Raw genomic sequence first — 25,288 nt, 5'->3', positions numbered from 1 at the left:
TCTGCTAAAGGTCATCACTATGAAAAACGTAAAAACCCTCATCGCTGCTGCCGTACTGAGTTCGCTCTCATTCGCCAGCTTCGCCGCCGTTGAAGTTCAGGCAACGCCAGAAGGTCAACAGAAGTTCGGCACCATTTCCGCGAATGGCGGCACGAATCTGGGCTCGCTGGAAGATCAGCTGGCGCAAAAAGCGCAGGAGATGGGGGCGAAGTCTTTCCGTATTACCTCTGTTACCGGCCCGAATACCCTCCACGGTACGGCGGTAATCTATAAGTAAGCATTAACCCTCATTAATGCCGCTGCGATTGCCACAATAAAAAGAAAAAGCCTCGCGATGCATCGCGAGGCTTTTTTGTCGGTCAGCTATTCACGCTTACAGCGACTGCGGTTTCGCCTCTGCTTGACGGGTTACATCCACCGGCATTCCGGAACGCACTTCCATAACATGTTCCATCACCGCAGCATCGGTCTGCGGCGCGTCCTTAAAGGCCTGCATCGGGCCATTCAGCACAATCGGCAACACCTGCGGATCGTCGCCTATATTTTTAGACAGCGGCTGATGAACTTCCACCAGTCGCACGCCGCCTGGCTCCACCGAGGCTTTAATCGGCGTATTGATAATATTCACTTTGGTTCCCGGCGTGACCTGACGGAACAATGTCTCTATATCACCGTCGCGCAGACGGATACAGCCGGAACTGACGCGCATACCAATGCCAAAATCGGCATTCGTGCCATGTAACAGATAGACGCCGCCGTAGGCCGCTAAACGAATCGCGTGATGTCCCATTGGGTTATCGGGACCGGCAGGCACCACGGCGGGGAGATCGATACCTTGCGCTTTATAACGGGCGCGAATATTGGCGGTCGGCGTCCAGGTTGGATTGGCGCGTTTATCCGAAATGGTCGTCACCATCGTTGGCGTCAGGGTATCGCCGCCCAGTTGGCCAATCCCGATAGGGTAGACCGTGACCGTATTTTTCCCCGGTTGATAATAGTAAAGCCGTAATTCCGCGAGGTTAATGACGATACCTTCACGTGGCGCGTCCGGTAGCAGCGTTTGCAGCGGAATCGTTAGCACGCTGCCTGCGCGTGGCACATAAGGATCAATGCCGGGGTTGGCCTGTAACAGGGCTAAAAAGCCCACGTTATATTTTTTGGCGATCGCCTCCAGCGAGCCGCCGTCGTCTTCAACGACATGGAATTTATTTTCTCCCACCAGTCGACTGCCGGGGGGCGGAAGAGGCCACGTATTCGCCTGCGCGGGAAGGGCAAGCATGATGGTCGCGGTAAGCGCAAGCAACGCCCACCAGCGAGAGAGTCGCGTATTGTTGAACATTATAATAAACCCATGATTATTATGTGGTTATTTTTATAAAAGAGGAAATAAGAATTATGGCGGTTGGCTGTGTCTGGAACTGCAGGGAAGTGCAAAGAATTTGTAAAGATTAGGCCGGACGCAGAGTAATGACGCCCGGCCTGACGCTTATGCAATAGCGTTTTCTTCCAGTTGCTGCATAAACTGGCGTACCCAGTCTATACGCGTTTTACGTTCGCTTAAATCCTGAATAAACTTGAGGCGCGTCGGGCCATCCAGACGGAAATGCTGCGGCTGTTTTTGCAGCAACCCGATAAGCCAGGCGGGGTCAACGTGGTTTTTCTCGGCGAACTCAATCGTTCCGCCTTTCTCGTTACCCTCCAGTTTTCGGATGCCGAGCTTTTGCGCCTGTTGGCGCAGGCGGGCGATATCCAGCAGATTACGCGCCGGATCGGGCAGCAGGCCGAAGCGGTCGATCAATTCCACTTTGATCTCCTCCAGCTCGTTTTCGTTCTTCGCGCTGGCAATGCGTTTATAGAATGACAGCCGGGTATTAACATCCGGAATAAAATCATCCGGCAGTAACGACGGCATTCGCAGCTCGACTTCCGTTTGCTGACTGGTGAGATCTTCCAGCGAGGGTTCGCGGCCTGCTTTCAGCGCATCAACGGCGTTTTCCAGCAATTCCATGTAGAGTGAGAAGCCGATGGTTTCCATTGAGCCGCTTTGCTCTTCGCCAAGCAGTTCGCCCGCGCCGCGGATCTCCAGATCGTGGGTCGCCAGCGCAAACCCGGCGCCTAAATCCTCCAGCGACGCAATCGCCTCCAGCCGTTTTTGCGCATCGGTGGTCATGGCCTTAGGATGTGGCGTCAACAGCCAGGCGTAGGCCTGGTGGTGCGAGCGCCCAACGCGGCCACGCAGCTGGTGCAACTGCGCGAGGCCGAAATGATCCGCGCGTTCAATGATGATCGTGTTAGCGGTGGGAATGTCGATCCCCGTTTCGATAATGGTAGTACACACCAGCACGTTAAAACGTTGATGGTGGAAATCGTTCATGACCCGTTCCAGCTCACGTTCGCGCATCTGCCCGTGGCCTATAGCGATTCGCGCTTCCGGCACCAGTTCCGCCAGCCGCTCTGCGGCTTTCTGAATATTTTCGACGTCATTGTACAAATAGTAAACCTGACCGCCGCGCAGGATTTCACGCAGAATCGCTTCCCTTACCACCAGGCTATCATACTCGCGGACAAAGGTTTTTACCGCCAGACGACGGGCAGGGGGGGTGGCGATAATGGAGAGATCGCGCATACCGCTCATCGCCATATTCAGCGTCCGCGGGATCGGCGTCGCCGTGAGCGTCAGAATATCGACATCGGCGCGCATCGCCTTAATTCGCTCTTTGTGGCGCACGCCGAAACGATGCTCTTCATCGACAATCAGCAGGCCGAGGTCGCGCAGCTTCACATCGCTTTGTAGCAGTTTATGCGTACCGATCAGAATATCGATCTTACCCTCGGCGGCTTCCGCCAGGATTTGTGTCTGCTCTTTGGCGCTGCGAAAGCGGGACAGCATCTCAATGCGTACCGGCCAGTTGGCGAAACGGTCGCGGAAGTTGTCATAGTGTTGCTGCGCCAGCAGCGTAGTCGGCACCAGTACCGCTACTTGTTTATGGTTTTCCACTGCCAGGAACGCGGCGCGCATCGCCACTTCGGTTTTGCCGAAGCCGACGTCGCCGCACACCAGCCTGTCCATCGCCAGCGGTTGGCACATATCGCTCAATACGGCGTTAATCGCCTGTGCCTGATCGGGCGTCGTTTCAAACGGGAAGCTGTCGCAGAATAACTGATACTGCTCACGATCATGCTTAAAGGCAAAACCCTCTTTTGCCGCCCGTTGCGCATAAATATCCAACAGTTCCGCTGCGACATCGCGCACTTTTTCCGCCGCTTTCTGCCGGGCGCGCGACCAGGCGTCGCCGCCCAGTTTATGCAGAGGCGCACTTTCTTCCGCGCCGCCGGCATAGCGGCTAATCAGATGCAATGAGGAGACCGGCACATACAGTTTGGCGTCATTGGCGTAGGTGAGCATCAGATACTCACCCTTGATGCCGCCAGCCTCCAGAGTGGTCATGCCGGCATAGCGTCCGACGCCGTGCTCCAGATGCACTACCGGCTGACCGACGTGGAGCTCCGCCAGGTTACGAATCAACGTATCCGGGTTGATCGTGCGGCGGGAATCCAGGCGGCGACGCGCCACCCGCTCACCCAAAAGATCGCTTTCACAAATCAGCGCCAGATTGCGTTGGGTGTCGATAAAGCCATGTTCTGCGGCGCCAATCATCAGATAGCGTCCCGCATCCTGCGCCTCGTCCAGGCGTAATATCCGCTTCGGCGCGATTTTTATGCGAGCCAGGAGCTCTCCCAGAGCTTCGCGGCGTCCTTCGCTTTCCACAGAAAAAATCACCGGACCGCTGAAAGATTCGAGGAACTTACGCAGCGCGTCCAGCGGCGCTTTCTGCTGCGCCTGGATAGCCAAATCCGGTAATTTCTGGAAACCGAGATTGGTATTGGCGGCTTTTTCCGGCAGATGGTCGGTTTTAAGCTGGAGGCGAGGCCAGCGTTTAAGCTCGGAAAAGAGCTCATCCACCCGTAGCCAGAGGGCTTCCGGCGGCAAAAGCGGGCGCATAGGATCGACGCCACGATTTTCAAAACGCGCCAGCGTATCGGCCTGAAAGCGTTCGGCGCTGGTTTCCAGCGAGCCGGTATTCACCACCAGAGTATTGGCGGGGAAATAGCTAAATAATGGCGGTAACGGTTCGCTGAAAAAGAGCGGCTGCCAGTATTCGATCCCGGCGGGCAGAGTGCCTTTGCTGACCTGCTGATAGATGTGCTCGGCGTCGCGTTTTACCTCAAAGGTATCGCGCCACTGGCTACGGAAAAGCTCAATAGCGGCTTTGTCGGTAGGAAATTCGTGCGCGGGCAACAAATTGATGGCCTCGACCTCCTCCAGCGTACGCTGGGTATCCGCGTCAAACAGACGCAGGCTGTCGATTTCATCATCAAAAAAGTCGAGGCGATAAGGCTGTTCGCTGCCCATCGGAAAGAGATCCAACAGCGCGCCGCGCGTCGCGTATTCGCCATGCTCCATCACCTGATCGACATGCCGATAACCGGCGCTGTCAAGCTGCGCGCGCAGAGCGTCGCGGGACAGCCGCTGGCCTTTTTTCATCACCAGCGCATGACCATGCAGATAGCTATGCGGACAAACGCGCTGCATCAGGGTGTTTACCGGTACAATCAAGACGCCGCGCTGCATCGACGGCAACTGGTAGAGCGTGGACAGGCGCGAAGAGATAATTTCCTGATGCGGGGAGAAGCTGTCATACGGTAGCGTTTCCCAGTCCGCCAGGTTCATCACCATCTGATCGGTAAACTGGCGGATTTCATCATGCAATCGCAGAGCATTTTGCATGTCAGGCGCTATGAGTACCACCGGACCGGCATGGCGTTCGGCTATCTCCGCCACCAGCGTAGCGCAGGCGGCACCGGTAAGTTCGCCCAACTGGCGCTGATCGCCCGCTTTTGTCGGCAGCGTGTAACGTTGTTTTTCAGGCATAACGGTTGTCAGTATCTCTTTTTGTTTTACGCCGCACTCTACGCGTCACCCTTCAGGCTGCTTCATGGTTGGCTGCACGCCGGGACAGCATGAAGGACTCAGGTATTCAGGGGCATATGACTGATAAGCAATGTTCTTTATTATCCGCGATCGTTGTTTATTAGCAAATTGAATCCGCCGCATAACGCGCCGAACAGGTAAAGTATGAACATGTAAGTGACTTGATTTGTCGGCCTTTTTCAGAATAACGCTGACGAACTCTTACGGTTCAGACATTTACGCATTCCGCTTTCGCTTATATACTCGGGACTTTGCTAACAGCAACCAGACGGATTACATGTATCAACCTGTCGCTCTATTCATTGGCCTGCGTTACATGCGCGGGCGTGCAGCAGATCGCTTCGGTCGCTTCGTTTCCTGGCTTTCCACTATCGGCATTACCCTGGGGGTGATGGCGCTGGTCACGGTATTGTCGGTGATGAACGGTTTTGAGCGCGAACTGCAAAATAACATTCTTGGTTTGATGCCTCAGGCCATCCTCTCTGCTGAACATGGTTCTCTTAACCCGAATCAGATGCCGGAAAAAGCGGTGAATCTGCAAGGCGTTAACCGTATTGCGCCGCTGACGACGGGCGATGTCGTACTGCAAAGCGCGCGTAGCGTTGCGGTTGGCGTGATGTTAGGTATCGATCCGGCGCAAAAAGATCCATTAACGCCGTATCTGGTCAATGTGAAGCAAAGCGAATTACAGCCGGGTAAGTATAATGTCATCCTCGGCGAGCAGCTCGCCGGACAGTTAGGGGTCAACCGCGGCGATCAGATTCGGCTAATGGTGCCATCTGCCAGCCAGTTTACGCCAATGGGACGCCTGCCCAGCCAGCGTCTGTTTACGGTGATTGGCACATTTGCCGCCAATAGCGAGGTCGATGGCTATGAAATGCTGGTCAATATTCAGGACGCGTCGCGTTTAATGCGCTATCCGGCAGGCAATATTACCGGCTGGCGTCTGTGGCTGGATGAACCGCTGCAAGTCGATACCCTCAGCCAACAGACGCTGCCGCAAGGCACGAAGTGGCAGGACTGGCGCGAACGCAAAGGCGAGTTGTTCCAGGCTGTGCGCATGGAAAAGAACATGATGGGATTGTTGCTGAGCCTCATCGTGGCGGTCGCGGCTTTTAACATTATTACTTCGTTGGGCCTGATGGTTATGGAGAAGCAGGGTGAAGTGGCGATTTTACAAACTCAAGGGCTGACGCCGCGACAAATTATGATGGTCTTTATGGTGCAGGGCGCCAGCGCCGGGATTATCGGCGCGCTGTTGGGCGCCGCGCTGGGCGCATTGCTTGCCAGCCAACTGAATAACCTGATGCCGATCATCGGCGCGTTTCTGGATGGCGCTGCGTTGCCCGTGGCGATAGAGCCGTTACAGGTGATCGTTATCGCGCTGGTGGCAATGGCCATCGCGCTGCTTTCTACGCTTTATCCTTCCTGGCGCGCTGCCGCCACTCAACCCGCTGAGGCTTTACGTTATGAATAAGATCCTGTTGCAATGCGACAACCTGTGCAAACGCTATCAGGAAGGCACCGTACAAACCGACGTGTTGCACGATGTCAGCTTCAGTATCGGCGAAGGCGAAATGATGGCGATCGTCGGCAGTTCCGGTTCGGGTAAAAGTACGTTGCTGCATCTGTTAGGCGGGCTGGATACGCCCACCTCCGGCGATGTGATTTTTAGCGGCCAGCCGATGAGCAAACTCTCTTCTGCGGCAAAAGCGGAATTACGTAACCAGAAACTGGGGTTTATCTATCAGTTTCATCATCTCCTGCCGGATTTTACGGCGCTGGAAAACGTGGCGATGCCATTATTGATTGGCAAAAAGAAACCGGCGGAGATTGACGCTCGGGCGCGAGAAATGCTGCACGCCGTAGGGCTGGAGCATCGCGCAACCCATCGACCTTCGGAACTTTCCGGCGGTGAGCGCCAGCGTGTCGCGATAGCGCGCGCGTTGGTGAATAACCCGCGTCTGGTGCTGGCGGATGAGCCGACCGGTAATCTCGATGCGCGTAATGCCGACAGTATTTTTGAGCTTCTGGGCGAGTTAAATCGTCTGCAGGGAACCGCGTTTCTGGTGGTGACTCACGATTTGCAACTGGCGAAACGTATGAGCCGCCAGCTTGAGATGCGCGATGGCCGCCTGACGGCGGAACTGAGCCTGATGGGGGCTGAGTAATGGCGTCGCCTTTATCATTGTTAATTGGCTTGCGTTTCAGCCGTGGACGGCGGCGCGGCGGTATGGTTTCGCTCATTTCCGTCATTTCTACCATCGGTATCGCGCTGGGCGTGGCGGTGTTGATTGTCGGTTTAAGCGCGATGAACGGTTTCGAACGCGAGTTGAATAACCGTATTCTGGCGGTGGTTCCGCACGGGGAGATTGAAGCGGTCAATCAGCCGTGGACCAACTGGCGTGAAGCGCTGGCAAAAGTGCAGAAGGTGCCAGGCATTGCCGCCGCCGCGCCGTATATCAATTTTACCGGCCTGGTAGAGAGCGGGGCCAATTTGCGCGCCATTCAGGTTAAAGGCGTCGACCCTAAGCAAGAGCAGCAGCTTAGCGCGTTACCGTCATTTGTGCAAAATCACGCCTGGGATCATTTCAAAGCGGGCGAGCAGCAGATCATTATCGGTAAAGGCGTCGCCGATGCGCTGAACGTGAAACAGGGCGACTGGGTGTCCATCATGATCCCCAATGCGAATGCCGACCATAAGCTGCTCCAGCCCAAACGCGTGCGTTTGCATGTCATCGGGATTCTGCAACTGAGCGGCCAGCTCGATCACAGCTTCGCCATGATCCCGCTTGAGGATGCGCAGCAGTATCTGGATATGGGGTCCAGCGTTTCCGGTATCGCGCTTAAAGTCCACGACGTGTTTAATGCGAACAAACTGGTGCGTGACGCGGGTGAAGTGACTAACAGCTATGTCTACATTAAGAGCTGGATCGGCACCTACGGCTATATGTATCGCGATATCCAGATGATTCGCGCCATTATGTATCTGGCGATGATTCTGGTGATCGGCGTGGCCTGTTTTAATATCGTTTCCACCTTAGTGATGGCGGTAAAAGACAAAAGCGGCGACATTGCGGTATTAAGAACGCTGGGGGCGAAAGATGGTTTGATTCGTGCCATTTTCGTCTGGTACGGGCTACTGGCGGGCTTGCTGGGCAGCTTGATTGGCGTGGCGATCGGCGTTGTCGTTTCGCTTCAGCTTACCGCCATTATTAATGGGATTGAAAAGGCGATCGGGCATCAGTTTTTGTCCGGCGATATCTATTTTATCGACTTCCTGCCATCCGAATTACATTGGCTGGACGTTGTTTACGTACTGGTCACAGCGTTGTTGTTAAGCTTACTGGCGAGCTGGTATCCGGCGCGGCGGGCGAGCAACATTGACCCTGCGCGAGTATTGAGCGGCCAGTAATCGCGGAATATAAAAACAAGGAGCGGTGATGTATTACGGGTTTGACATTGGCGGAACAAAGATTGCGTTAGGCGTATTTGACTCAACGCGGCGGCTGCAGTGGGAAAAACGGGTTCCCACGCCCCATACCAGCTATAGCGCCTTTTTAGACGCCGTATGCGAACTGGTCGAGGAAGCCGACCAGCGATTTGGCGTAAAAGGGTCGGTAGGGATTGGCATACCCGGTATGCCGGAAACCGAAGACGGCACGCTGTACGCCGCGAATGTCCCGGCAGCCAGCGGTAAGCCGTTGCGCGCCGATCTCAGCGCCCGACTGGATCGCGATGTGCGTCTGGACAATGACGCTAACTGTTTTGCCTTGTCCGAAGCCTGGGATGATGAATTCACGCAATATCCTTTGGTTATGGGGCTTATCCTCGGCACCGGCGTCGGCGGTGGCCTGGTGCTAAACGGGAAGCCGATTACCGGTCAGAGCTATATCACCGGCGAGTTTGGTCATATGCGTTTGCCGGTTGACGCGCTAACGTTGATGGGGTTTGATTTTCCTCTCCGCCGTTGTGGATGCGGTCAGATGGGCTGCATTGAGAATTATCTGTCCGGGCGCGGGTTTGCGTGGCTATATCAGCATTATTATGATCAATCGCTGCAGGCGCCGGAGATTATCGCGTTGTGGGAGCAGGGCGATGAGCAGGCGCACGCGCATGTTGAGCGCTATCTGGATTTACTGGCGGTTTGTCTGGGGAATATACTGACGATTGTCGATCCCGATTTATTGGTGATCGGCGGCGGACTATCGAACTTTACGGCAATAACAACGCAACTGGCGGAAAGACTGCCGCGCCATCTCCTCCCTGTTGCCCGCGCGCCGCGCATTGAGCGTGCGCGGCATGGGGATGCAGGTGGGATGCGCGGTGCTGCTTTTTTACATCTTACCGACTAATCAAAAAAAGAGGTTGTTATGCAGTCGCGTCGGTTTCATCGATTAAGCCGCTTTCGTAAAAATAAACGTCTGTTGCGTGAACGTCTGCGCCAGCGGATCTTTTTCAGAGACAGAGTGGTGCCGGAAATGATGGAAAACCCAAGAGTATTAGTCCTTACAGGTGCAGGAATTTCTGCAGAGTCTGGTATTCGTACGTTTCGCGCGGCGGATGGCCTTTGGGAAGAGCATCGGGTTGAAGACGTGGCAACGCCGGAAGGATTCGCCCGTAATCCGGGGCTGGTGCAGACATTTTATAATGCCCGCCGTCAGCAGCTTCAACAGCCGGAAATACAACCCAATGCGGCGCATCTGGCGTTAGCGAAGCTTGAAGAAGCGCTTGGCGATCGCTTTTTGCTGGTGACGCAAAACATCGACAATTTGCATGAACGCGCGGGCAATCGCAACATCATTCATATGCATGGCGAGCTGTTGAAGGTGCGCTGTTCGCAAAGCGGCCAGATTCTGGAATGGAACGGCGATGTGATGCCGGAAGATAAATGTCACTGCTGTCAGTTCCCGGCGCCGCTACGTCCGCACGTGGTGTGGTTTGGCGAGATGCCGCTTGGCATGGATGAAATTTATATGGCGCTGTCGATGGCGGATATTTTTATCGCCATTGGCACGTCCGGTCATGTCTATCCGGCTGCGGGTTTTGTGCATGAAGCAAAACTGCACGGCGCACATACGGTGGAACTGAATCTTGAGCCAAGCCAAGTCGGCAGCGAGTTTGAAGAGAAGCACTACGGCCCGGCAAGCCAGGTTGTGCCGGAATTTGTTGATAAATTCCTGAAAGGGCTGTAGTGCTGTTTGCCCGGTAACGCCTTATCCGGCCTACATTTCACGTTACGTTCATCTGTAGGCCCGACAGGCGCTTTGGCTGAATTAGCGTCCTGCTTTTAGCTTCTGATAATACTCTTCATAAATGGCGCTGGCGTCGCCGACATCGTTTTGCCACTCGCCTTTGCTGATGGTTTGCGCATCCGGATAGAGCGACTTATCATTGGCGACCTCCGGGCTTAACAGCTTACGCGCCGCCAGGTTGGGGGTAGGGTAGCCGATGGTTTCTGCCACCTCTTTCGCGACGTCAGGACGCAGCAGGAAGTTGATTAGCTTCAGCGCGCCCTCTTTATTTTTCGCGTTTGCCGGAATAGCCAGGCTATCCATCCAGAAAATACCGCCTTCTTTCGGCCAGACGACCTCCAGCGGCGTGCCAGCCTGACGAGCAACGAAGGCCGAACCGTTCCACACCATCCCCAGATTGACTTCCCCTTCCATATACGGATTCGCCGGATTATCGGAGTTGAAGGCCGCTACGTTCGGCATCAGTTTTTTCAACTCTTCATATGCCGCTTCGATCTCTTTCGGATCGGTAGTGTTACCGGAATAACCTAGCTTGCGCAGCGCCATCTGGAAGACTTCTCGCGCATCGTCGGTTAAAAGCAGGCTGTTTTTATATTCCGGTTTCCACAAGTCAGCCCAGCTGGTAATGGTTTTTGGATCGATAGCATCGCTGTTCACGCCAATCGCCGTTGCGCCCCAGATATACGGAACAGAATAATCGTTGTTGGGGTCAAACGGTTTGTTGAGCATTTCCGGATCGAGGTTGTGGAAATTGGTTAATTTCGACTTATCGATCTTCTGGATCATGCCTTCTTTGCGCATTTTGTCGACATAGTATGTAGAAGGAACAACCAGGTCATACGCGCCATCTTTATAGGTTTTGAGTTTGGCATACATGGTTTCGTTCGACTCGTAGGTCGAATAAATCACCTTAATGCCAGTCTCTTTAGTGAACTGTTCCAGCAGGCCCGGCGGCACATACTCAGTCCAGTTATAGAAATAGAGCGTGTCGTTGTCGGAGGCATGAGCGGCACTCATACCCAGCGCCAGGGCGCCCGCCGCGAGCAGGTGGCGTGACCATTTTTTCATTTAACGTCCCCTGAATTACGGGCCTTATCGGCCCTTGGTTTTATCACGAGCAATAAGCTGGCTGGCAATGACCATTACCAGAGACAGCACCAATAAAACGGTCGCCAGCGCGTTCACTTCTGGTGAAACGCCGACTTTTACCATGGAATAAATCTTTAAGGGTAAAATTTCATAGCCCGGCCCGGTGACAAACGACGAGACCACTACATCGTCCATCGACAACGTAAAGCTCAGCAACCAGCCCGCCGCCACCGCCGGCATCGCCAGCGGCAGAATGATTTTGCGTAAAATCGTTACCTCACTGGCCCCCAGGTCTTTTGCGGCTTCCAGCATTCTGACATCAAAGCCTTTCAGGCGCGAATAGACCGTGACGACCACAAACGGCAGGCTAAAGGTGATGTGCGAGAACAGCAACGACCAAAAGCCCAGTTGAATGCCGAGTAACATAAACAGCACCAGCAGGGAGATCGCCATCACGATATCCGGCGACATCATTACTACAAACAGCATCCCGCTGACGAATGGCTTCCCGCGAAAGCGGTAGCGATAAAGCGCCACCGCGGTTAACGAGCCAATCAACGTGGCGAAGGTCGCTGAAAAAATCGCCATCGTCAGTGAATGTTGAGCGGCCTGCAACAGACTGTCGTTATTGACTAGGAGTTCGTACCATTTAGTGGTAAAGCCCTGCCAGTTAATGCCGAACCGCGAACTGTTGAAGGAGTTCACGATCAGAATAATGATGGGAATATACAGATACGCATAGATGGCAGTCATGAAACCGCCACGGAGCAGCCGACCGATCATTCAAGTTCCACCTTCTTATTCAGAGGATGGGGTGCTTTTAGAGTATTGAAAATGATCAATTTTTTCTCTTCTCCAAAATCTCTCCAAAACGTCTCGCGGTTATCAGCAGCCAGGAAGAAGCAAGCTGCCGCTTGAAGCCGCGAATTTTACAACAAATTGCCAGACGAGCGGGAAAAAAAGGCCATTTAAATGACTATTCTCATCCGATCCGGTCATATGCGGCATTATTGTGCCTGGCAAGAGGTTACTCAGTAGGCAAACAGGAAGTACGTGAGTAAACCCTGAACGTGACGTCTGAGAAAGCGTCGTCTGATTTTATAAAAAACAACATAAACAGCCGCTTTGTTGTTCTGAGCGAACGTGTAGCGTGGTTAACTGTGCTTCCGCCATTTTTTGTATAGCCTGGGGGTCTATTCTAAAAATGGCGTGAAAAACATGATCAGAGATGGCTTCGACTATCTCAGCTAACATACTTTGGCTGGTGCTGGGATCCGTTACGAGGAACGCCTGAAACGTCTTATCCGCTAGTAAAACCTCTTTTACCATTTTTTCAATAGGTATGTGGGTATGCGGTGGTGGTATTTCAAGCTGTTTTAATCCACACATCGCCATTGTTTCTAAAAATGCGTTTTGCTGAGTACTTTCGGATATATTCGCATGGTGTAAAATGCGCGTTGTCTTTTCAATCCCAGACTGAATTTTCGCTGCCAGGTAGGTTGCCTTTTCTTGCGCTTTCCACCCATCTAAATGTCCTTTTCTCAATTCAGTATATAAATACCCCTCTATGTTGTCTAATGGAACCGATAATATCGGCGCGCCAGCAGGATTGAGACATAATGTCGAAGGGAGGGGGTAGTCTACGATTTCGCTATATCTTCTCTTAATCATGGCCGTCATTTGTGGATGCGATTTTAAAATATCCGGGCGATCTTTCATTAAAAAATAAAGATTCCCCATGACTTCACAGCTAAAGGTATCGGTATTTTGAGTGATACGTAACAATTCGTTCTCTTCGTTTTGATCCATGATGCGAAGAATAATGGTGGCATCATTTTCATGAGGATTATGAACCTGAAATCTATCTCTTTGCGATGCGCAGGCTAACTCTTTCAACTCAAAAAAAATCTCTGTAAGCCGCTCTCGTGTGGGGGCGCGTTCGGCAAACAACATCTCATGTAGACAACGGTCCGCTTTTGCTTTGCCAGTAGAAAAAAAGAAGTCTTTAATTTTTTCCCATAAAACTTTCCACCATGCTTCTTTCGTATTCCTTGGGGAGTTGGTAAGGATTTCACTTTTTAAAAAACCATTCCCTATAGTAATCGGCATATTAATCTCACTTATACTGGAGTAAAAATGACTACATAATTGATTAAATCGACCCTTTTTATCTCAACTGTGGGCGCATCGGATGTAATATAATTTTTAAAAGAGACTGGCAATCAGTATAAAACCTGAGAGCTTCGCGTATAAACGCATTACTGTCTGTGATAGCGTCGCTACAGGTAAAAATAAAAGAAGGACTACCGCGGATGATGTTGTAGATTTGCAATACTGGCGGCAACTTCTTTCATGCGTTTTTTATGCCGAAGGCATGAAGTTTACCCTTGAATAAACTTCATGCCTGGATGCGTGTGGATTTGTTAGCGTTGCGCAATTAATCGCTTATATCACTCACCTTCTTATTCAATAAGCGGGAAGCCCGCCAGTAAATCAACAGCATGAGTCCCATCACAATGGTCAGCGTAATGCTGGTAGCCGCGCCAAACGGCCAATCGCGAATATTCAGGAACTGTACCTTAATGACGTTACCAATCAGCAGGTTTTTCGCGCCACCCATTAAATCGGAGACGTAGAACAGGCCCATTGCCGGTAGCATCACGAGCAGGCAACCGGCGACAATGCCCGGCATGGTTAATGGAATAATGATGCGGATGAACGTTTGCATTTTACTGGCGCCGAGATCGCGTGCGGCCTCCAGTAGTGGTTTGTCGAGCTTCTCAATGCTGGAGTAGAGCGGCATGACCATAAATGGCAGCAAAATGTAAACCAGGCCGATAATAACGGCGCTCGGGGTGAACATGATGCGAATCGGTGTATCAATCACGCCCAGCCACAGCAGGAATTCATTGAGATAACCTTTAGTGCTCAGGAATATTTTCAGCCCATAGATGCGGATCAGTGAGTTGGTCCAGAAAGGAACAATCAGCAAAAACAGCAATAACGGACGTATCTTTTCCGGTAACTTCGCCAGAAACCAGGCAAAAGGATAGCCCAGCACCAGGCAGGAGAGGGTGGCGATCAGCGCCATATTCAGAGAGTGCAGGAGCACTTCAAAATAGAGCGGATCGAGCAGGCGCGCGTAGTTATCCAGCGTAAAGACCATCTTGACGAAACTGGCGTCGTCACGGGTCAGAAAGCTGGTGCCAATGATCATCAGGTTGGGCAGAAAAACAAATAACACAAGCCAACCGACGATAGTGACAATCACTACATTCTGGAATTTACTTGTGTTCTTCATCAGCCAGTACGACCTCCCAGCTTTCTACCCAACTAATGGCCATTTTTTGGTCAAGTGAATGGTCGAAGTCAGGATCGTCTTCGTTGAAGAATTCGCTGACCATCACCATTTTGCCATTTTCCAGTTCAACCACCGACTCCAGCGTCATACCTTTATAATTGCGCTCGCGCACGTAGCCGATAAGCCCTTCGATGTGGTTATCATCGTTGATCTCTTCGACGCGTAGATCTTCCGGTCGCAGCAGGACGTTCAGTTTTTGGCCTGGTTCGACAGCGAAATTGACGTATATATTGCACTCCCGACCTTCTACGCTGGCGCGGACGCGCTGTTCATCAAGCCGTTCAATGACGGTTGCGTCAAAGCGGTTAATTTCGCCGATAAAACCGGCGACAAACAGGTTTTTTGGCTCTTCATAGATTTCACGCGGCGTGCCGTCTTGCTCAATCACGCCATTACGCATTACCACGATACGATCGGACATGGTGAGCGCTTCTTCCTGATCGTGAGTGACAAAAACAAACGTGATACCGAGTTTACGCTGTAATGCTTTAAGCTCGTTCTGCATTTGTTTGCGCAATTTATAGTCCAGCGCGGAAAGCGATTCATCCAGTAATAACAGGCGAGGTTTATTCACCACCGCGCGAGCGATAGCCACACGCTGCTGCTGTCCGCCGGAAAGCTGGTGCGGTTTACGTTGTGCAAACTCTTCAAGCTGCACCATACGCAGCGCATCGGTCACGCGAGGCGCTATCTCGGCGGCTGGCGTTTTTTGCATCCGTAAGCCAAACGCGACATTTTCAAACACCGTCATATGCGGAAATAAAGCGTAGCTTTGAAATACGGTATTTACATAACGATTTTCGGCGGGAACGTGGGTGATATCCTGGTTATCCAACATGATATGCCCGGCATCAACGGTTTCCAGGCCGGCAATCAGGCGAAGAACGGTTGTTTTACCGCAGCCGGAAGGGCCAAGCAGCGTGAGGAATTCGCCATTGTTAATGGTCAAATCCAGTTGCGAAATGACCTCTTTGCCATCGAAACTTTTGCTAATTCCCGACAAAAGCACCAGCGGTGAAAGCGAACGCGGTTGATTATTCAATTTCTTACTCTGTCCCATGTAAACGCAACGGATGGCTGACCGCTGCGGGGTTTGTGGTTAACCACCTTAATCACTCTTAATGAGGGCGGTCATTCTACGGCAAACCACTGTGATCGCCAATCCTTGTTGCGAATTACTGACTTAGCTTTATAGTCAGAAAGCGTGTCAAAGTGAAATATTCTTGTTTGCAGGGATAAAAGTGACCTGACGCAATATTTGTCTTTTCTTGCTTATTAATAATGTTGTCACGAAAAGTGAGGGTGACTGCATGGATAAACTACTTGAGCGTTTTTTACACTACGTATCGCTGGATACCCAATCAAAGTCGGGTGTTCGGCAGGTTCCCAGCACTGAGGGGCAGTGGAAGTTACTACGTTTGCTCAAACAGCAGCTCGAAGAGATGGGGCTGGTTAACATTACATTAAGTGAAAAAGGGACGTTGATGGCGACGCTCCCGGCCAATGTTGAGGGGGATATTCCCGCCATTGGTTTTATCTCCCATGTGGATACCTCTCCGGATTTCAGCGGTAAAAACGTTAACCCGCAGATTGTCGAGAATTATCGCGGCGGCGATATAGCATTAGGGATTGGCGATGAGGTGTTGTCACCCGTGATGTTCCCGGTACTGCATCAATTACTGGGACAGACGCTGATTACTACCGATGGTAAGACATTGCTGGGCGCGGACGATAAAGCCGGCGTTGCGGAGATCATGACCGCGCTGGCGGTGCTGAAAGGTAATCCTATTCCCCACGGCGACATTAAAGTGGCGTTTACGCCTGACGAAGAGGTAGGGAAAGGCGCGAAGCACTTCGATGTTGAGGCCTTTGGCGCGCAGTGGGCATATACGGTCGACGGCGGCGGCGTGGGAGAACTGGAGTTTGAAAACTTCAATGCCGCCTCGGTGAATATCAAAATCGTCGGCAATAACGTGCATCCCGGTACGGCAAAAGGCGTGATGGTCAATGCGCTGTCGTTGGCGGCGAGGATTCACGCGGAAGTGCCGGCGGATGAAGCGCCTGAAACCACCGAAGGTTACGAAGGGTTTTATCATCTGGCCAGCATGAAAGGCACCGTTGACCGGGCCGAAATGCACTACATCATTCGCGATTTCGACCGTAAGCAGTTTGAAGCGCGTAAACGCAAAATGATGGAGATTGCCAAAAAAGTCGGTAAGGGGCTGCATCCGGACTGCTATATCGAACTGGTGATTGAAGACAGTTATTACAATATGCGCGAAAAAGTAGTTGAACATCCGCATATTCTCGATATCGCCCAGCAGGCCATGCGCGACTGTCATATTACGCCGGAGATGAAACCGATTCGCGGCGGTACAGACGGGGCGCAACTGTCGTTTATGGGTCTGCCATGTCCTAATCTCTTTACCGGCGGATATAACTATCATGGTAAACATGAGTTTGTGACGCTGGAGGGGATGGAAAAAGCGGTACAGGTGATTGTGCGTATCGCGGAGCTGACGGCTAAGCGCGGGCAGTAGCGAATGTTACGCATTGTGGTGAAGCGTTTTATTATTTATGGCGGGATATTTTCCGCCATAAATTTTTCTGCCTGGAGCGCCGAATATACGCCTTCCTGGTCCCAGCGCCAGCAACAATCTGCAGCATGTTTTATGACTGGCGATGAAACCTGCATGACGTTTATTGATGATGCGGTGAGGCTGGCCTCGCAGCAATATGGCAAACGCTCAATACAGCTTGTTCGTAGCCTGCTATTACAAAGCGATATTTATCAATGGCTGGGTAAACCGGAGTTAACGCCGCAAATGCTGCTGCGAGCGCGGGCAATAATGAAAACATTTCCGGCGGACACTTATCCGGGCGATCGGGCCGATATGTTTGAACACCTGGCGGCCTTTAATGTTTACAGTGACGATCGTTATATAGAGTATTCACCGACAGAGCAGTGGCGATACGAGATCAAGGTTGATTACCGTCAGCAGATAGCCTGGCAAGAGCAGGCATTAACGTGGCGTCTTAAAGACAAAAAGGCATCGACGGAAGCATTGGTTTATACCTTAAACAGGATGCGCGACGCTTATTCTGATGCGCTGGAAGAGCGGGATGTCGAATGTGATAGTGCGCGTAAAGCCTATTATTTGGCGAAGATAGACGCAACGGAGCGGCAGTGGCTGAGCGTTATTTTACGAGATAAAACCTGGGATAATCGTGAGCGCGTCGCCTCTTTTTTGCAGCAGAAAGCGGATATTGCTTATAATGCAGGGCATATTAGCGAGGCGATTAATGCGCTAAGTCAGGCGCTAAAAATTGAGCAAACGCTTTATGGCGCCGAATTCGGCGAAATGACGGTTGACAGCAATAATCTTGCTGGCTTTTATGCACAGGGCCATCATTATAAGGAAGCGAAAGATCTCTACCTTAAACTTATCGCGTATTACCAGAGCCGTTTAACGCCAATGGCGACGGTAATATCACGATTACGCTTTTATTTGCCCGAAAACATCGACCTGGACAGTACCTCCCTCTATCTCCCATTGCTGGCAGAATATAAACGTCGGCAGTCCGACGTATCAATGGTGTTGTATGGTATTTCGCTGCTTTATCAGAGTAATCAAGAACTTGAACAAGCAAAAGACTTTGCGGAACGCGCCTTTACGCTTGATGCCGTAGCTTATCCAGCAAAGATGCAGTATGAACGATTACAGCAACTGGCTAATATTGCCGAAGGTCTTGGAGATAACGTACTGGCGCGGCGCTATCGGCAAATGTCATTTCGCCATCGAATGGCCCACTCGATTTATCCGGGCGATCCGCAATATAACGATGTCGCCAAACCTGGCGGCGATCGTTGTGGATAGTTTGCGTCAGCCCGGCGGTCGCCGGGCATTGCGATGTTCTTATCCTTCGAAGAACCAGTACCCGCTATTCACCAGCGCCGCCAGCATCGCGAGGAAGGACGGGTCTTCCAGCGCATCGCCGAAGTTTTCAGCGGTCAGTGCAATATGACTGGCGAGCGCCTCCAGAGCGGGGCGATGCGGAGAGTCTATTTTTTCGCCATTCGCATAGACCTCATCGCCGATACGCAATACGCGAAGCCCGCCGAGACGTACTAATACCTCGCCTTGCTTTAAGGCATCGTAAATTTCATCAGGCTGATACGGCGGCTCCGGCGGCGCAATATCCAGTTCGTGGCGTGACTGAGAGAGAAACTCGCCAAGCCACTGTTGGAAATGCGCGGGTTGATTGATCAAATCGAGCATCATATTACGCAGTTTATCCATCTCCTGCGGCAGGATATCCGCCGGATGCTTGCGGGACGGCATATCCGGATCGCTGTAGTATGTATTGCCCAACTCCCGTTGCAGGACGTAATCGGCAAAACCGCTGATCAGCTCACGGCTATTGGGCGCGCGAAAACCGACCGAATAGTTCATGGCGTTTTCCAGCGCATAGCCTTCATGCGGGAATCCTGGCGGAATATACAGAATGTCGCCCGGCTCCAGCTCTTCATCAATAATGGCCTCGAACGGTTCGACTTGTAACAGGTCGGGATGTGGGCAGTGCTGACGCATTTGCAGCTTTTCGCCCACGCGCCAGCGACGGCGACCGGTTCCCTGGATAATAAACACATCATACTGATCCAGATGCGGGCCAACGCCGCCGCCGGGAACGGAAAAGGAGATCATCAGATCGTCGATACGCCAGTCCGGCAGAGCGCGGAACGGGCGCATCAACGCGGCGGTGGGTTCGTGCCAGTGGTTTACCGCCTGTACCAGCAGCGACCAGTTGCTCTCACCCAGATGATCGTAGCTTTCGAAAGGACCATGGCTGACCTGCCATTTGCCATCCTGATGGCTAACGAGTCGGCTGTCGATTTCGCTTTCCATCGCCAGCCCCGCCAGCTCATCCGGCGAGAGCGGATCGATAAAGTTGCTAAACCCACGTTTTAAGACCACCGGGCGTTTTTGCCAGTGGCGTTCAAGAAAGTCGGGCCAGTTAAGAGTTAATTGGTATTCCATGTTAAGTATCCGCAGGCTGGTATCTGACACCGATTATAACGGATGCTTAACGAGATGCGTGGAAGAACGCACAGAAATGTTTATTCCTCTTTCTGTGTGGGATGCTGTCGGCCAAAAACGACCTCCATACGGGCGCCACCGAGCAGACTGTCGCTGGCAATGATCTGCCCGGCGTATTGTTCCGTAATCTCGCGCGCGACAGCCAGCCCCACGCCTTGTCCTGGTCGTAGGGTATCGGCGCGCTGACCGCGATCAAACACCAGGGAACGTTTGCTGTGGGGAATGCCTGGGCCGTCATCTTCGACGAAAATATGCAAATGATCGTCGGTCTGGCGAGCCGAAATCTCGACAAACTCCAGACAATATTTACAAGCGTTGTCCAGTACGTTGCCCATCACTTCGACAAAGTCGTTTTGCTCGCCGACAAAACTGATTTCTGGTGAAATATCCATACTGATATTCACCCCTTTACGCTGATAAACTTTATTTAGCGCAGAAATCAGGTTATCTAACAACGGCGCGACGGGATGCAGTTCGCGGCTTAACAACACGCCGCTACCGCGCATACTGGCGCGATGCAGATAATAGCCGATCTGCTGGGAAATCCGGCTGATCTGTTCCAGCATCACCGGTTCAGCTTTGCTGACGCTCATCTTTTCGTTGCGTAAAGAGCGTAACGTACTCTGCAAAACCGCGAGCGGCGTTTTTAAACTGTGCGTCAGGTCGGTCAGGGTCGTGCGGTATTTGTTATAACGTTCACGCTCGCTTTTGAGCAGTTGATTAAGGTTGCGCACAAGGCTGGTCAGCTCACGCGTCGTCTCCGGATTGAGCATTTCGCGGTGATGATCTTCAAGCTCGCGGACTTCCCGCGCCAGCGCCTCGATAGGGCGTAAGCTCCACCAGGCGGCGATCCACAGTAAAGGAATGACTAACAGTAAATTGGCGGCCAGCACGTATACGAACCAGCTCCACACCATATAGGAGCGTTTTAGTTCTATCGGAATGGTATCGACCACCACGATGGTTAACTGCGGCATCCGCGCCGTGGCAGGATAAATATTTACCGCTACCGAGTGGGTCATCTCGGCATCATCGTCATCTTCACGTACTTCTTTGAGTTTTTCCTGCGCGGAATGGTCTTCGCTCAACAGCGTGCTGGTGGCGTCTACGTTGGTTTCAATTTCATGGAAGCCGTTCGTTTTTAACCATTCCGGTTGAATGCTTTTAATCAGCCAGGGAATGTTGCGCTGCGTCCATAATAATTTGCCCGTTTCATCGTAAATCAGCGTCATGGTCGGGCTTTGCATGTCCAGATTTTCAGGCAGCTCAACGCTGATTTTATTATTTTCCCATTTGGCGAGGGTATAAAACAGGTTGCTTTCGCCGCGCAGCAAACGAAAGGTGGTTTTATCAAAACTTACGCTATAGCCGACCAGCGCCACTATGCCATATGCCAAAGAAAGCACCAGCACGACGCCGGCTGTCGCCAGCAAAAAACGAACCCGCAGCGACAGCGGCAGAAAATGGCGAGCAAATTTATTCATTAGCGCAATTCAAAAAGATATCCTTGTCCGCGTACGGTGGTAATGACATCGTGCGGATACTGGGCCTGTATTTTTTTCCGCAGACGCCCCATGAGAACATCAATGGTATGACTTTCCCGCAGTTCCGCATCCGGATACAGCTGAAGCATCAGCGAATCTTTGCTGACCACTTTACCGTTGTTACGGATAAGCGTTTCCATAATGGTGTATTCGAACGCCGTGAGTTTGATGACCTCTTCATTGACGGATAATTCCCGGCGTGAGAGATCCACCTGGAACGGCGGGATGTTGATCACCTGGGAGGCCAGACCGCTATTACGGCGCATTAACGCCTGCATACGCGCCATTACCTCTTCGATGTGGAATGGCTTCGTCACGTAGTCATCGGCCCCGGAGCTGAGAACCTCGACTTTATCCTGCCAGCCTTCGCGCGCGGTTAACACCAGAACCGGCAGTGAAACATCACTGCTGCGCCAGCGGCGTATTAAGGAAAGGCCGTCTTCATCCGGCAGACCTAAATCGACAATAGCGATATCCGGAAGGTGTTCATTAAGGTAGTAATCAGCTTCCCTGGCATCTTCTGCGGCATCGACCTGGTGACCTGAATCCTGGAGCTGAACCTTCAGGTGGTGGCGTAATAATGCATTATCCTCTACAACCAGTACGCGCATCATCTCTTCTCCCTTGTGTTAACAATAAGAACAGTCTAGCGTTGATTATGGTGCTTTGGGGATAAACAGTTAATAAACCAGACAAATAGTCACCCTCTTTCTGAAGAAAAGAGGGTGAGGCAGGCATTATTTAAGTTCGTCGACCAGAGTCACAGCGCGACCGATATAATTTGCCGGCGTCATGGCTTTAAGGCGCGTTTTTTCTGCTTCCGGCAGGGCCAGACTATCAATAAACTGTTTCATTCCTTCGGCATCAACACGCTTGCCACGGGTCAACTCTTTCAGTTTTTCATATGGTTTTTCAATACCATAGCGGCGCATGACGGTCTGGATCGGTTCGGCTAATACTTCCCAGTTGTGATCCAGTTCGTCAAGCAGATGATCGCGGTTTACTTCCAGCTTGCTGACGCCCTTCAGGGTGGACTGATAAGCGATAAGCGCATAGCCGATGCCGACACCCAGGTTACGCAGGACGGTTGAGTCGGTCAGATCGCGCTGCCAGCGGGAAACCGGCAGTTTGTTTGCCAGATGGTGCAACACTGCGTTAGACAGACCGAGGTTGCCTTCTGAGTTTTCAAAGTCAATGGGGTTAACTTTATGCGGCATGGTAGAAGAACCGATCTCCCCGGCGATGGTTTTCTGTTTGAAATGGTTCAACGCAATATAGCCCCAGACATCGCGATCGAAATCGATCAGGATGGTGTTAAAGCGCGCGATACAGTCAAACAGTTCCGCAATATAATCATGTGGTTCAATCTGGGTGGTGTAAGGGTTCCACTGGATGCCCAGCGAGGTGACGAACTCTTCGCTGAACTGATGCCAGTCAACTTCCGGATAGGCGGCGATATGCGCGTTATAGTTGCCTACGGCGCCGTTGATTTTACCGAGGATCTCCACCTGGTTGAGCTGGCGGAACTGACGCTCCATCCGATACGCCACGTTCGCCATCTCTTTACCCAGAGTGGAAGGTGTTGCCGGCTGGCCGTGGGTGCGGGAGAGTAGAGGAATATCGCGATACTGCGTGGCGAGATCTTTAACCGCGTTAATCACCTGACGCCAGTAAGGCAGGATCACTTCATCGCGCGCGGTTTTGAGCATTAACGCGTGCGACAGGTTGTTAATGTCCTCAGAAGTGCAGGCAAAGTGGATAAATTCGGAAACGTCATGTAGCGCCGGGATCGCGGCGACTTTTTCTTTCAGGAAATACTCAACTGCCTTCACATCATGGTTAGTCGTACGCTCAATGGTTTTAATGCGCGCGGCATCTTCTTCATTGAAGTTTGCCACAAGCGTATCCAGGTAACCGTTTGCGTCGGCAGCAAAAGCAGGAACTTCCTTGATCGCTGCGTGCGCGGCTAATTTCTGCAGCCAACGTACTTCGACTTGTACACGAAATTTCAGCAAACCGTATTCGCTAAAAATTCCGCGCAGCGCGCTGACTTTATCGCCGTAGCGTCCATCGACAGGGGAAACGGCGGTCAGTGAGGATAATTCCATAGATCATAACTCCGGGGTTAAATGAGCAAGAATTTGTTTTGCCTGAGTCGTCAGGCGATGACGAGAAAACATAAGCTGTAGGCGACCACCGCCTACCTGATGCCAGAGCACGGCTGCACGGATGCCTGCCAGTAGCGAGGCGCGGACTTTGGCCTGCACCTGCGGACTTTGCAGAACGGCCGGGGAGCCCGTCACCTGAATGCGCGGGCCCAATGGGCTAATCACATCCACGTAGATGCCCGCCATGGCGCTCATTAACGTGTCTGACTGTAAATCAAAATGATCAAGCTGGCGCTGCAGGCCGTTAATGCGATCGCCTAACGTATTCAATGCGCCTTTGGCGGATGACAGCTTGCGCTCCAGCACCATCAGGCTAAGCGTATAACGCGTCAGTTCGGCGTTAAGTCCTTGTCGGCTGCTGGCATTCAGCACGCCGAGCAGTGTTTCCAGACCAAGACGCAGGTTGGCTTCGCTGCCGCCGAACACGCCCAGAGTAGAACTGGGATTCATATCAATGACACTGTTGAGTGAAACGTGCAACGCGTCGGCATCACAGTGTCCCTGGTGCGCCAGTTGTTGCACCAGGCGTGCCGACTGGCAAATGCCAGACAGCGCGAGGGTGATGTCATAATAATTCTTTGCCACAATCACTGCTTCCTTGTATCAAATAAAATACACTTCATCTTTTAAGCCGCTTTGAGGCGACTTGAATGGTGTTGTGTATTGAATAATCAGACCGTCAGCGGCAGTCGCTGCTCGATAATGCCGCCGCCCAGGCAGACTTCGCCGCTGTAAAAGACAGCGGACTGGCCCGGCGTAACGGCGGCAACCGGCTCGTCAAAAATGACCTCGATACGATCGTCATTCAGCGCGTTAATCGTGCACGGAATATCGGTCTGGCGGTAGCGGGTTTTTACCGTACAGCGCAGGGTGCCGGTGAACGGTTCGCGATCGACCCAATGTAGCTGCTGGGCGATGAGGCCTACCGACATCAGGCGTGGGTGCTCATGCCCCTGGGCGACAATTAACACATTGTTTTCAACGTCTTTATCCACCACATACCAGGGGTCTTCGCTACCGTCTTTGGTGCCGCCGATTCCCAGCCCTTTACGCTGACCGAGCGTATGATACATCAGACCCTGATGCTCGCCGATTTCATCGCCGTCAACGGTAATGATTTTCCCCGGCTGCGCAGGCAGATAGCGCCCTAAAAAGTCGCGGAATTTGCGCTCGCCGATAAAGCAGATACCGGTAGAATCTTTTTTCTTTGCGGTTACCAGCCCCAGATCTTCGGCGATTTTACGCACCTGCGGTTTTTCCAGCTCGCCAACCGGGAACAGACTTTGCGCAATCTGCTCATGGCCAAGCGTATAGAGGAAGTAGCTCTGATCTTTGTTACCGTCGAGCCCGCGCAACAACCGGCTTTTGCCGTTTACATCCGCGCGACGGACGTAGTGACCGGTGGCGATATAGTCGGCGCCTAAATCTTCTGCGGCAAATTCAAGGAAGGCTTTAAATTTGATCTCTTTATTGCACAGAATATCCGGATTCGGCGTACGGCCCGCTTTGTACTCTTCAAGGAACAGTTCAAAGACGTTATCCCAATATTCTGCGGCAAAATTAACGGTATGCAGTTCAATGCCAAGCTTGTCGCACACGGCCTGCGCGTCAGCCAGATCGGCTGCCGCGGTACAGTATTCCTCACCATCGTCCTCTTCCCAGTTCTTCATGAACAGGCCTTCTACCTGATAACCCTGTTGTTGCAACAGCCAGGCGGAAACGGAGGAATCGACACCGCCGGACATGCCGACGATCACTTTTTTTGGGCTTTCTGACATT

General features: G+C 52.2%; 21 protein-coding genes. 8 read left to right on the top strand and 13 right to left on the bottom strand.

What is annotated here, in order from left to right; genetic code table 11:
* The first annotated feature begins 19 nt into the window (after positions 1–19).
* Positions 20–277 (top strand): multiple stress resistance protein BhsA, encoded by a 258-nt coding sequence (bhsA, locus tag QEN31_RS13505; RefSeq protein ID WP_000800159.1) that lies wholly within the window; start codon positions 20–22, stop codon positions 275–277.
* A gap of 96 nt (positions 278–373) precedes the next feature.
* On the opposite strand, the gene ldtC is transcribed toward bhsA, so the two are convergent.
* Both ldtC and mfd read right to left on the bottom strand, forming a co-directional pair.
* Complete coding sequence (gene ldtC / locus QEN31_RS13500; protein WP_000482967.1) at positions 374–1,339, bottom strand: L,D-transpeptidase LdtC; 966 nt, start codon at positions 1,337–1,339, stop codon at positions 374–376.
* A gap of 147 nt (positions 1,340–1,486) precedes the next feature.
* Positions 1,487–4,933: a transcription-repair coupling factor gene (mfd, locus tag QEN31_RS13495; protein ID WP_001114323.1), complete on the bottom strand. Its 3,447-nt coding sequence runs from the start codon at positions 4,931–4,933 to the stop codon at positions 1,487–1,489.
* Between the two features lie 337 nt (positions 4,934–5,270).
* Here mfd and lolC point away from each other — a divergent pair, with 337 nt between their 5' ends.
* Genes lolC through cobB form a run of 5 tightly spaced genes read left to right on the top strand, consistent with a single transcriptional unit; the run spans position 5,271 to position 10,188 of the window.
* The gene (lolC, locus tag QEN31_RS13490) at positions 5,271–6,470 is read left to right on the top strand and encodes a lipoprotein-releasing ABC transporter permease subunit LolC (RefSeq protein ID WP_001518787.1); all 1,200 of its coding nucleotides are present in this window, start codon (positions 5,271–5,273) and stop codon (positions 6,468–6,470) included.
* Positions 6,463–7,164, top strand: coding sequence for a lipoprotein-releasing ABC transporter ATP-binding protein LolD (gene lolD, locus QEN31_RS13485; protein WP_001033714.1), 702 nt, complete (start codon positions 6,463–6,465; stop codon positions 7,162–7,164). The genes lolC and lolD overlap by 8 nt, the downstream gene beginning before the upstream one ends.
* The gene (lolE, locus tag QEN31_RS13480; RefSeq protein ID WP_000168091.1) at positions 7,164–8,408 is read left to right on the top strand and encodes a lipoprotein-releasing ABC transporter permease subunit LolE; all 1,245 of its coding nucleotides are present in this window, start codon (positions 7,164–7,166) and stop codon (positions 8,406–8,408) included. Before lolD ends, lolE begins: the two co-directional genes overlap by 1 nt.
* Before the next feature lie 28 nt (positions 8,409–8,436).
* Positions 8,437–9,348 (top strand): N-acetylglucosamine kinase, encoded by a 912-nt coding sequence (gene nagK, locus QEN31_RS13475; RefSeq protein WP_000291338.1) that lies wholly within the window; start codon positions 8,437–8,439, stop codon positions 9,346–9,348.
* Positions 9,349–9,366: 18 nt separating this feature from the next.
* Positions 9,367–10,188 (top strand): Sir2 family NAD+-dependent deacetylase, encoded by an 822-nt coding sequence (gene cobB, locus QEN31_RS13470; protein WP_001191856.1) that lies wholly within the window; start codon positions 9,367–9,369, stop codon positions 10,186–10,188.
* A gap of 81 nt (positions 10,189–10,269) precedes the next feature.
* On the opposite strand, the gene potD is transcribed toward cobB, so the two are convergent.
* The 5 genes from potD to potA all read right to left on the bottom strand — a co-directional run bounded on the left by potD (position 10,270) and on the right by potA (position 15,758).
* Positions 10,270–11,316 (bottom strand): spermidine/putrescine ABC transporter substrate-binding protein PotD, encoded by a 1,047-nt coding sequence (gene potD / locus QEN31_RS13465; RefSeq protein WP_000759329.1) that lies wholly within the window; start codon positions 11,314–11,316, stop codon positions 10,270–10,272.
* Between the two features lie 24 nt (positions 11,317–11,340).
* The gene (gene potC, locus QEN31_RS13460; protein ID WP_000580299.1) at positions 11,341–12,120 is read right to left on the bottom strand and encodes a spermidine/putrescine ABC transporter permease PotC; all 780 of its coding nucleotides are present in this window, start codon (positions 12,118–12,120) and stop codon (positions 11,341–11,343) included.
* 315 nt (positions 12,121–12,435) lie between these two features.
* A complete protein-coding gene (gene sifA / locus QEN31_RS13455; RefSeq protein ID WP_099949679.1) occupies positions 12,436–13,446 on the bottom strand; it encodes an SPI-2 type III secretion system effector SifA in 1,011 nt (336 codons plus the stop codon).
* 328 nt (positions 13,447–13,774) lie between these two features.
* Positions 13,775–14,638, bottom strand: a complete 864-nt coding sequence (potB, locus tag QEN31_RS13450) for a spermidine/putrescine ABC transporter permease PotB (protein WP_000799391.1) — start codon at positions 14,636–14,638, stop codon at positions 13,775–13,777.
* Positions 14,622–15,758: a spermidine/putrescine ABC transporter ATP-binding protein PotA gene (gene potA / locus QEN31_RS13445; protein ID WP_000531607.1), complete on the bottom strand. Its 1,137-nt coding sequence runs from the start codon at positions 15,756–15,758 to the stop codon at positions 14,622–14,624. Before potA ends, potB begins: the two co-directional genes overlap by 17 nt.
* Positions 15,759–16,008: 250 nt before the next feature.
* Here potA and pepT point away from each other — a divergent pair, with 250 nt between their 5' ends.
* On the top strand, positions 16,009–17,238 hold the full coding sequence (pepT, locus tag QEN31_RS13440) for a peptidase T (protein WP_000359410.1): 1,230 nt from the start codon (positions 16,009–16,011) through the stop codon (positions 17,236–17,238).
* Between the two features lie 3 nt (positions 17,239–17,241).
* Positions 17,242–18,576 (top strand): hypothetical protein, encoded by a 1,335-nt coding sequence (locus QEN31_RS13435; protein ID WP_000944537.1) that lies wholly within the window; start codon positions 17,242–17,244, stop codon positions 18,574–18,576.
* A gap of 39 nt (positions 18,577–18,615) precedes the next feature.
* Here the strand turns inward: QEN31_RS13435 and QEN31_RS13430 are convergent, their stop codons facing one another.
* The 6 genes from QEN31_RS13430 to mnmA form a co-directional block, all read right to left on the bottom strand.
* On the bottom strand, positions 18,616–19,737 hold the full coding sequence (locus QEN31_RS13430; RefSeq protein WP_000456516.1) for a ribosomal protein uL16 3-hydroxylase: 1,122 nt from the start codon (positions 19,735–19,737) through the stop codon (positions 18,616–18,618).
* Positions 19,738–19,817: 80 nt separating this feature from the next.
* Positions 19,818–21,281, bottom strand: a complete 1,464-nt coding sequence (gene phoQ / locus QEN31_RS13425; RefSeq protein ID WP_001031687.1) for a two-component system sensor histidine kinase PhoQ — start codon at positions 21,279–21,281, stop codon at positions 19,818–19,820.
* Positions 21,281–21,952 (bottom strand): two-component system response regulator PhoP, encoded by a 672-nt coding sequence (gene phoP / locus QEN31_RS13420; RefSeq protein WP_001537766.1) that lies wholly within the window; start codon positions 21,950–21,952, stop codon positions 21,281–21,283. The genes phoQ and phoP overlap by 1 nt, the downstream gene beginning before the upstream one ends.
* A gap of 126 nt (positions 21,953–22,078) precedes the next feature.
* Complete coding sequence (purB, locus tag QEN31_RS13415; protein WP_000423763.1) at positions 22,079–23,449, bottom strand: adenylosuccinate lyase; 1,371 nt, start codon at positions 23,447–23,449, stop codon at positions 22,079–22,081.
* A 3-nt stretch (positions 23,450–23,452) separates the two neighbouring features.
* Positions 23,453–24,094 carry a high frequency lysogenization protein HflD gene (gene hflD, locus QEN31_RS13410; protein ID WP_001519653.1) on the bottom strand — a complete coding sequence of 214 codons (642 nt, stop codon included), beginning with the start codon at positions 24,092–24,094 and terminating at the stop codon, positions 23,453–23,455.
* An 86-nt stretch (positions 24,095–24,180) separates the two neighbouring features.
* On the bottom strand, positions 24,181–25,287 hold the full coding sequence (gene mnmA / locus QEN31_RS13405) for a tRNA 2-thiouridine(34) synthase MnmA (RefSeq protein ID WP_000004541.1): 1,107 nt from the start codon (positions 25,285–25,287) through the stop codon (positions 24,181–24,183).
* Position 25,288 lies beyond the last annotated feature (1 nt).

It is taken from the genome of Salmonella sp. SA15303 (genome assembly GCF_029962125.1).
Lineage (GTDB): Bacteria > Pseudomonadota > Gammaproteobacteria > Enterobacterales > Enterobacteriaceae > Salmonella > Salmonella enterica.
This window is presented reverse-complemented; position numbering and strand designations above follow the sequence as displayed.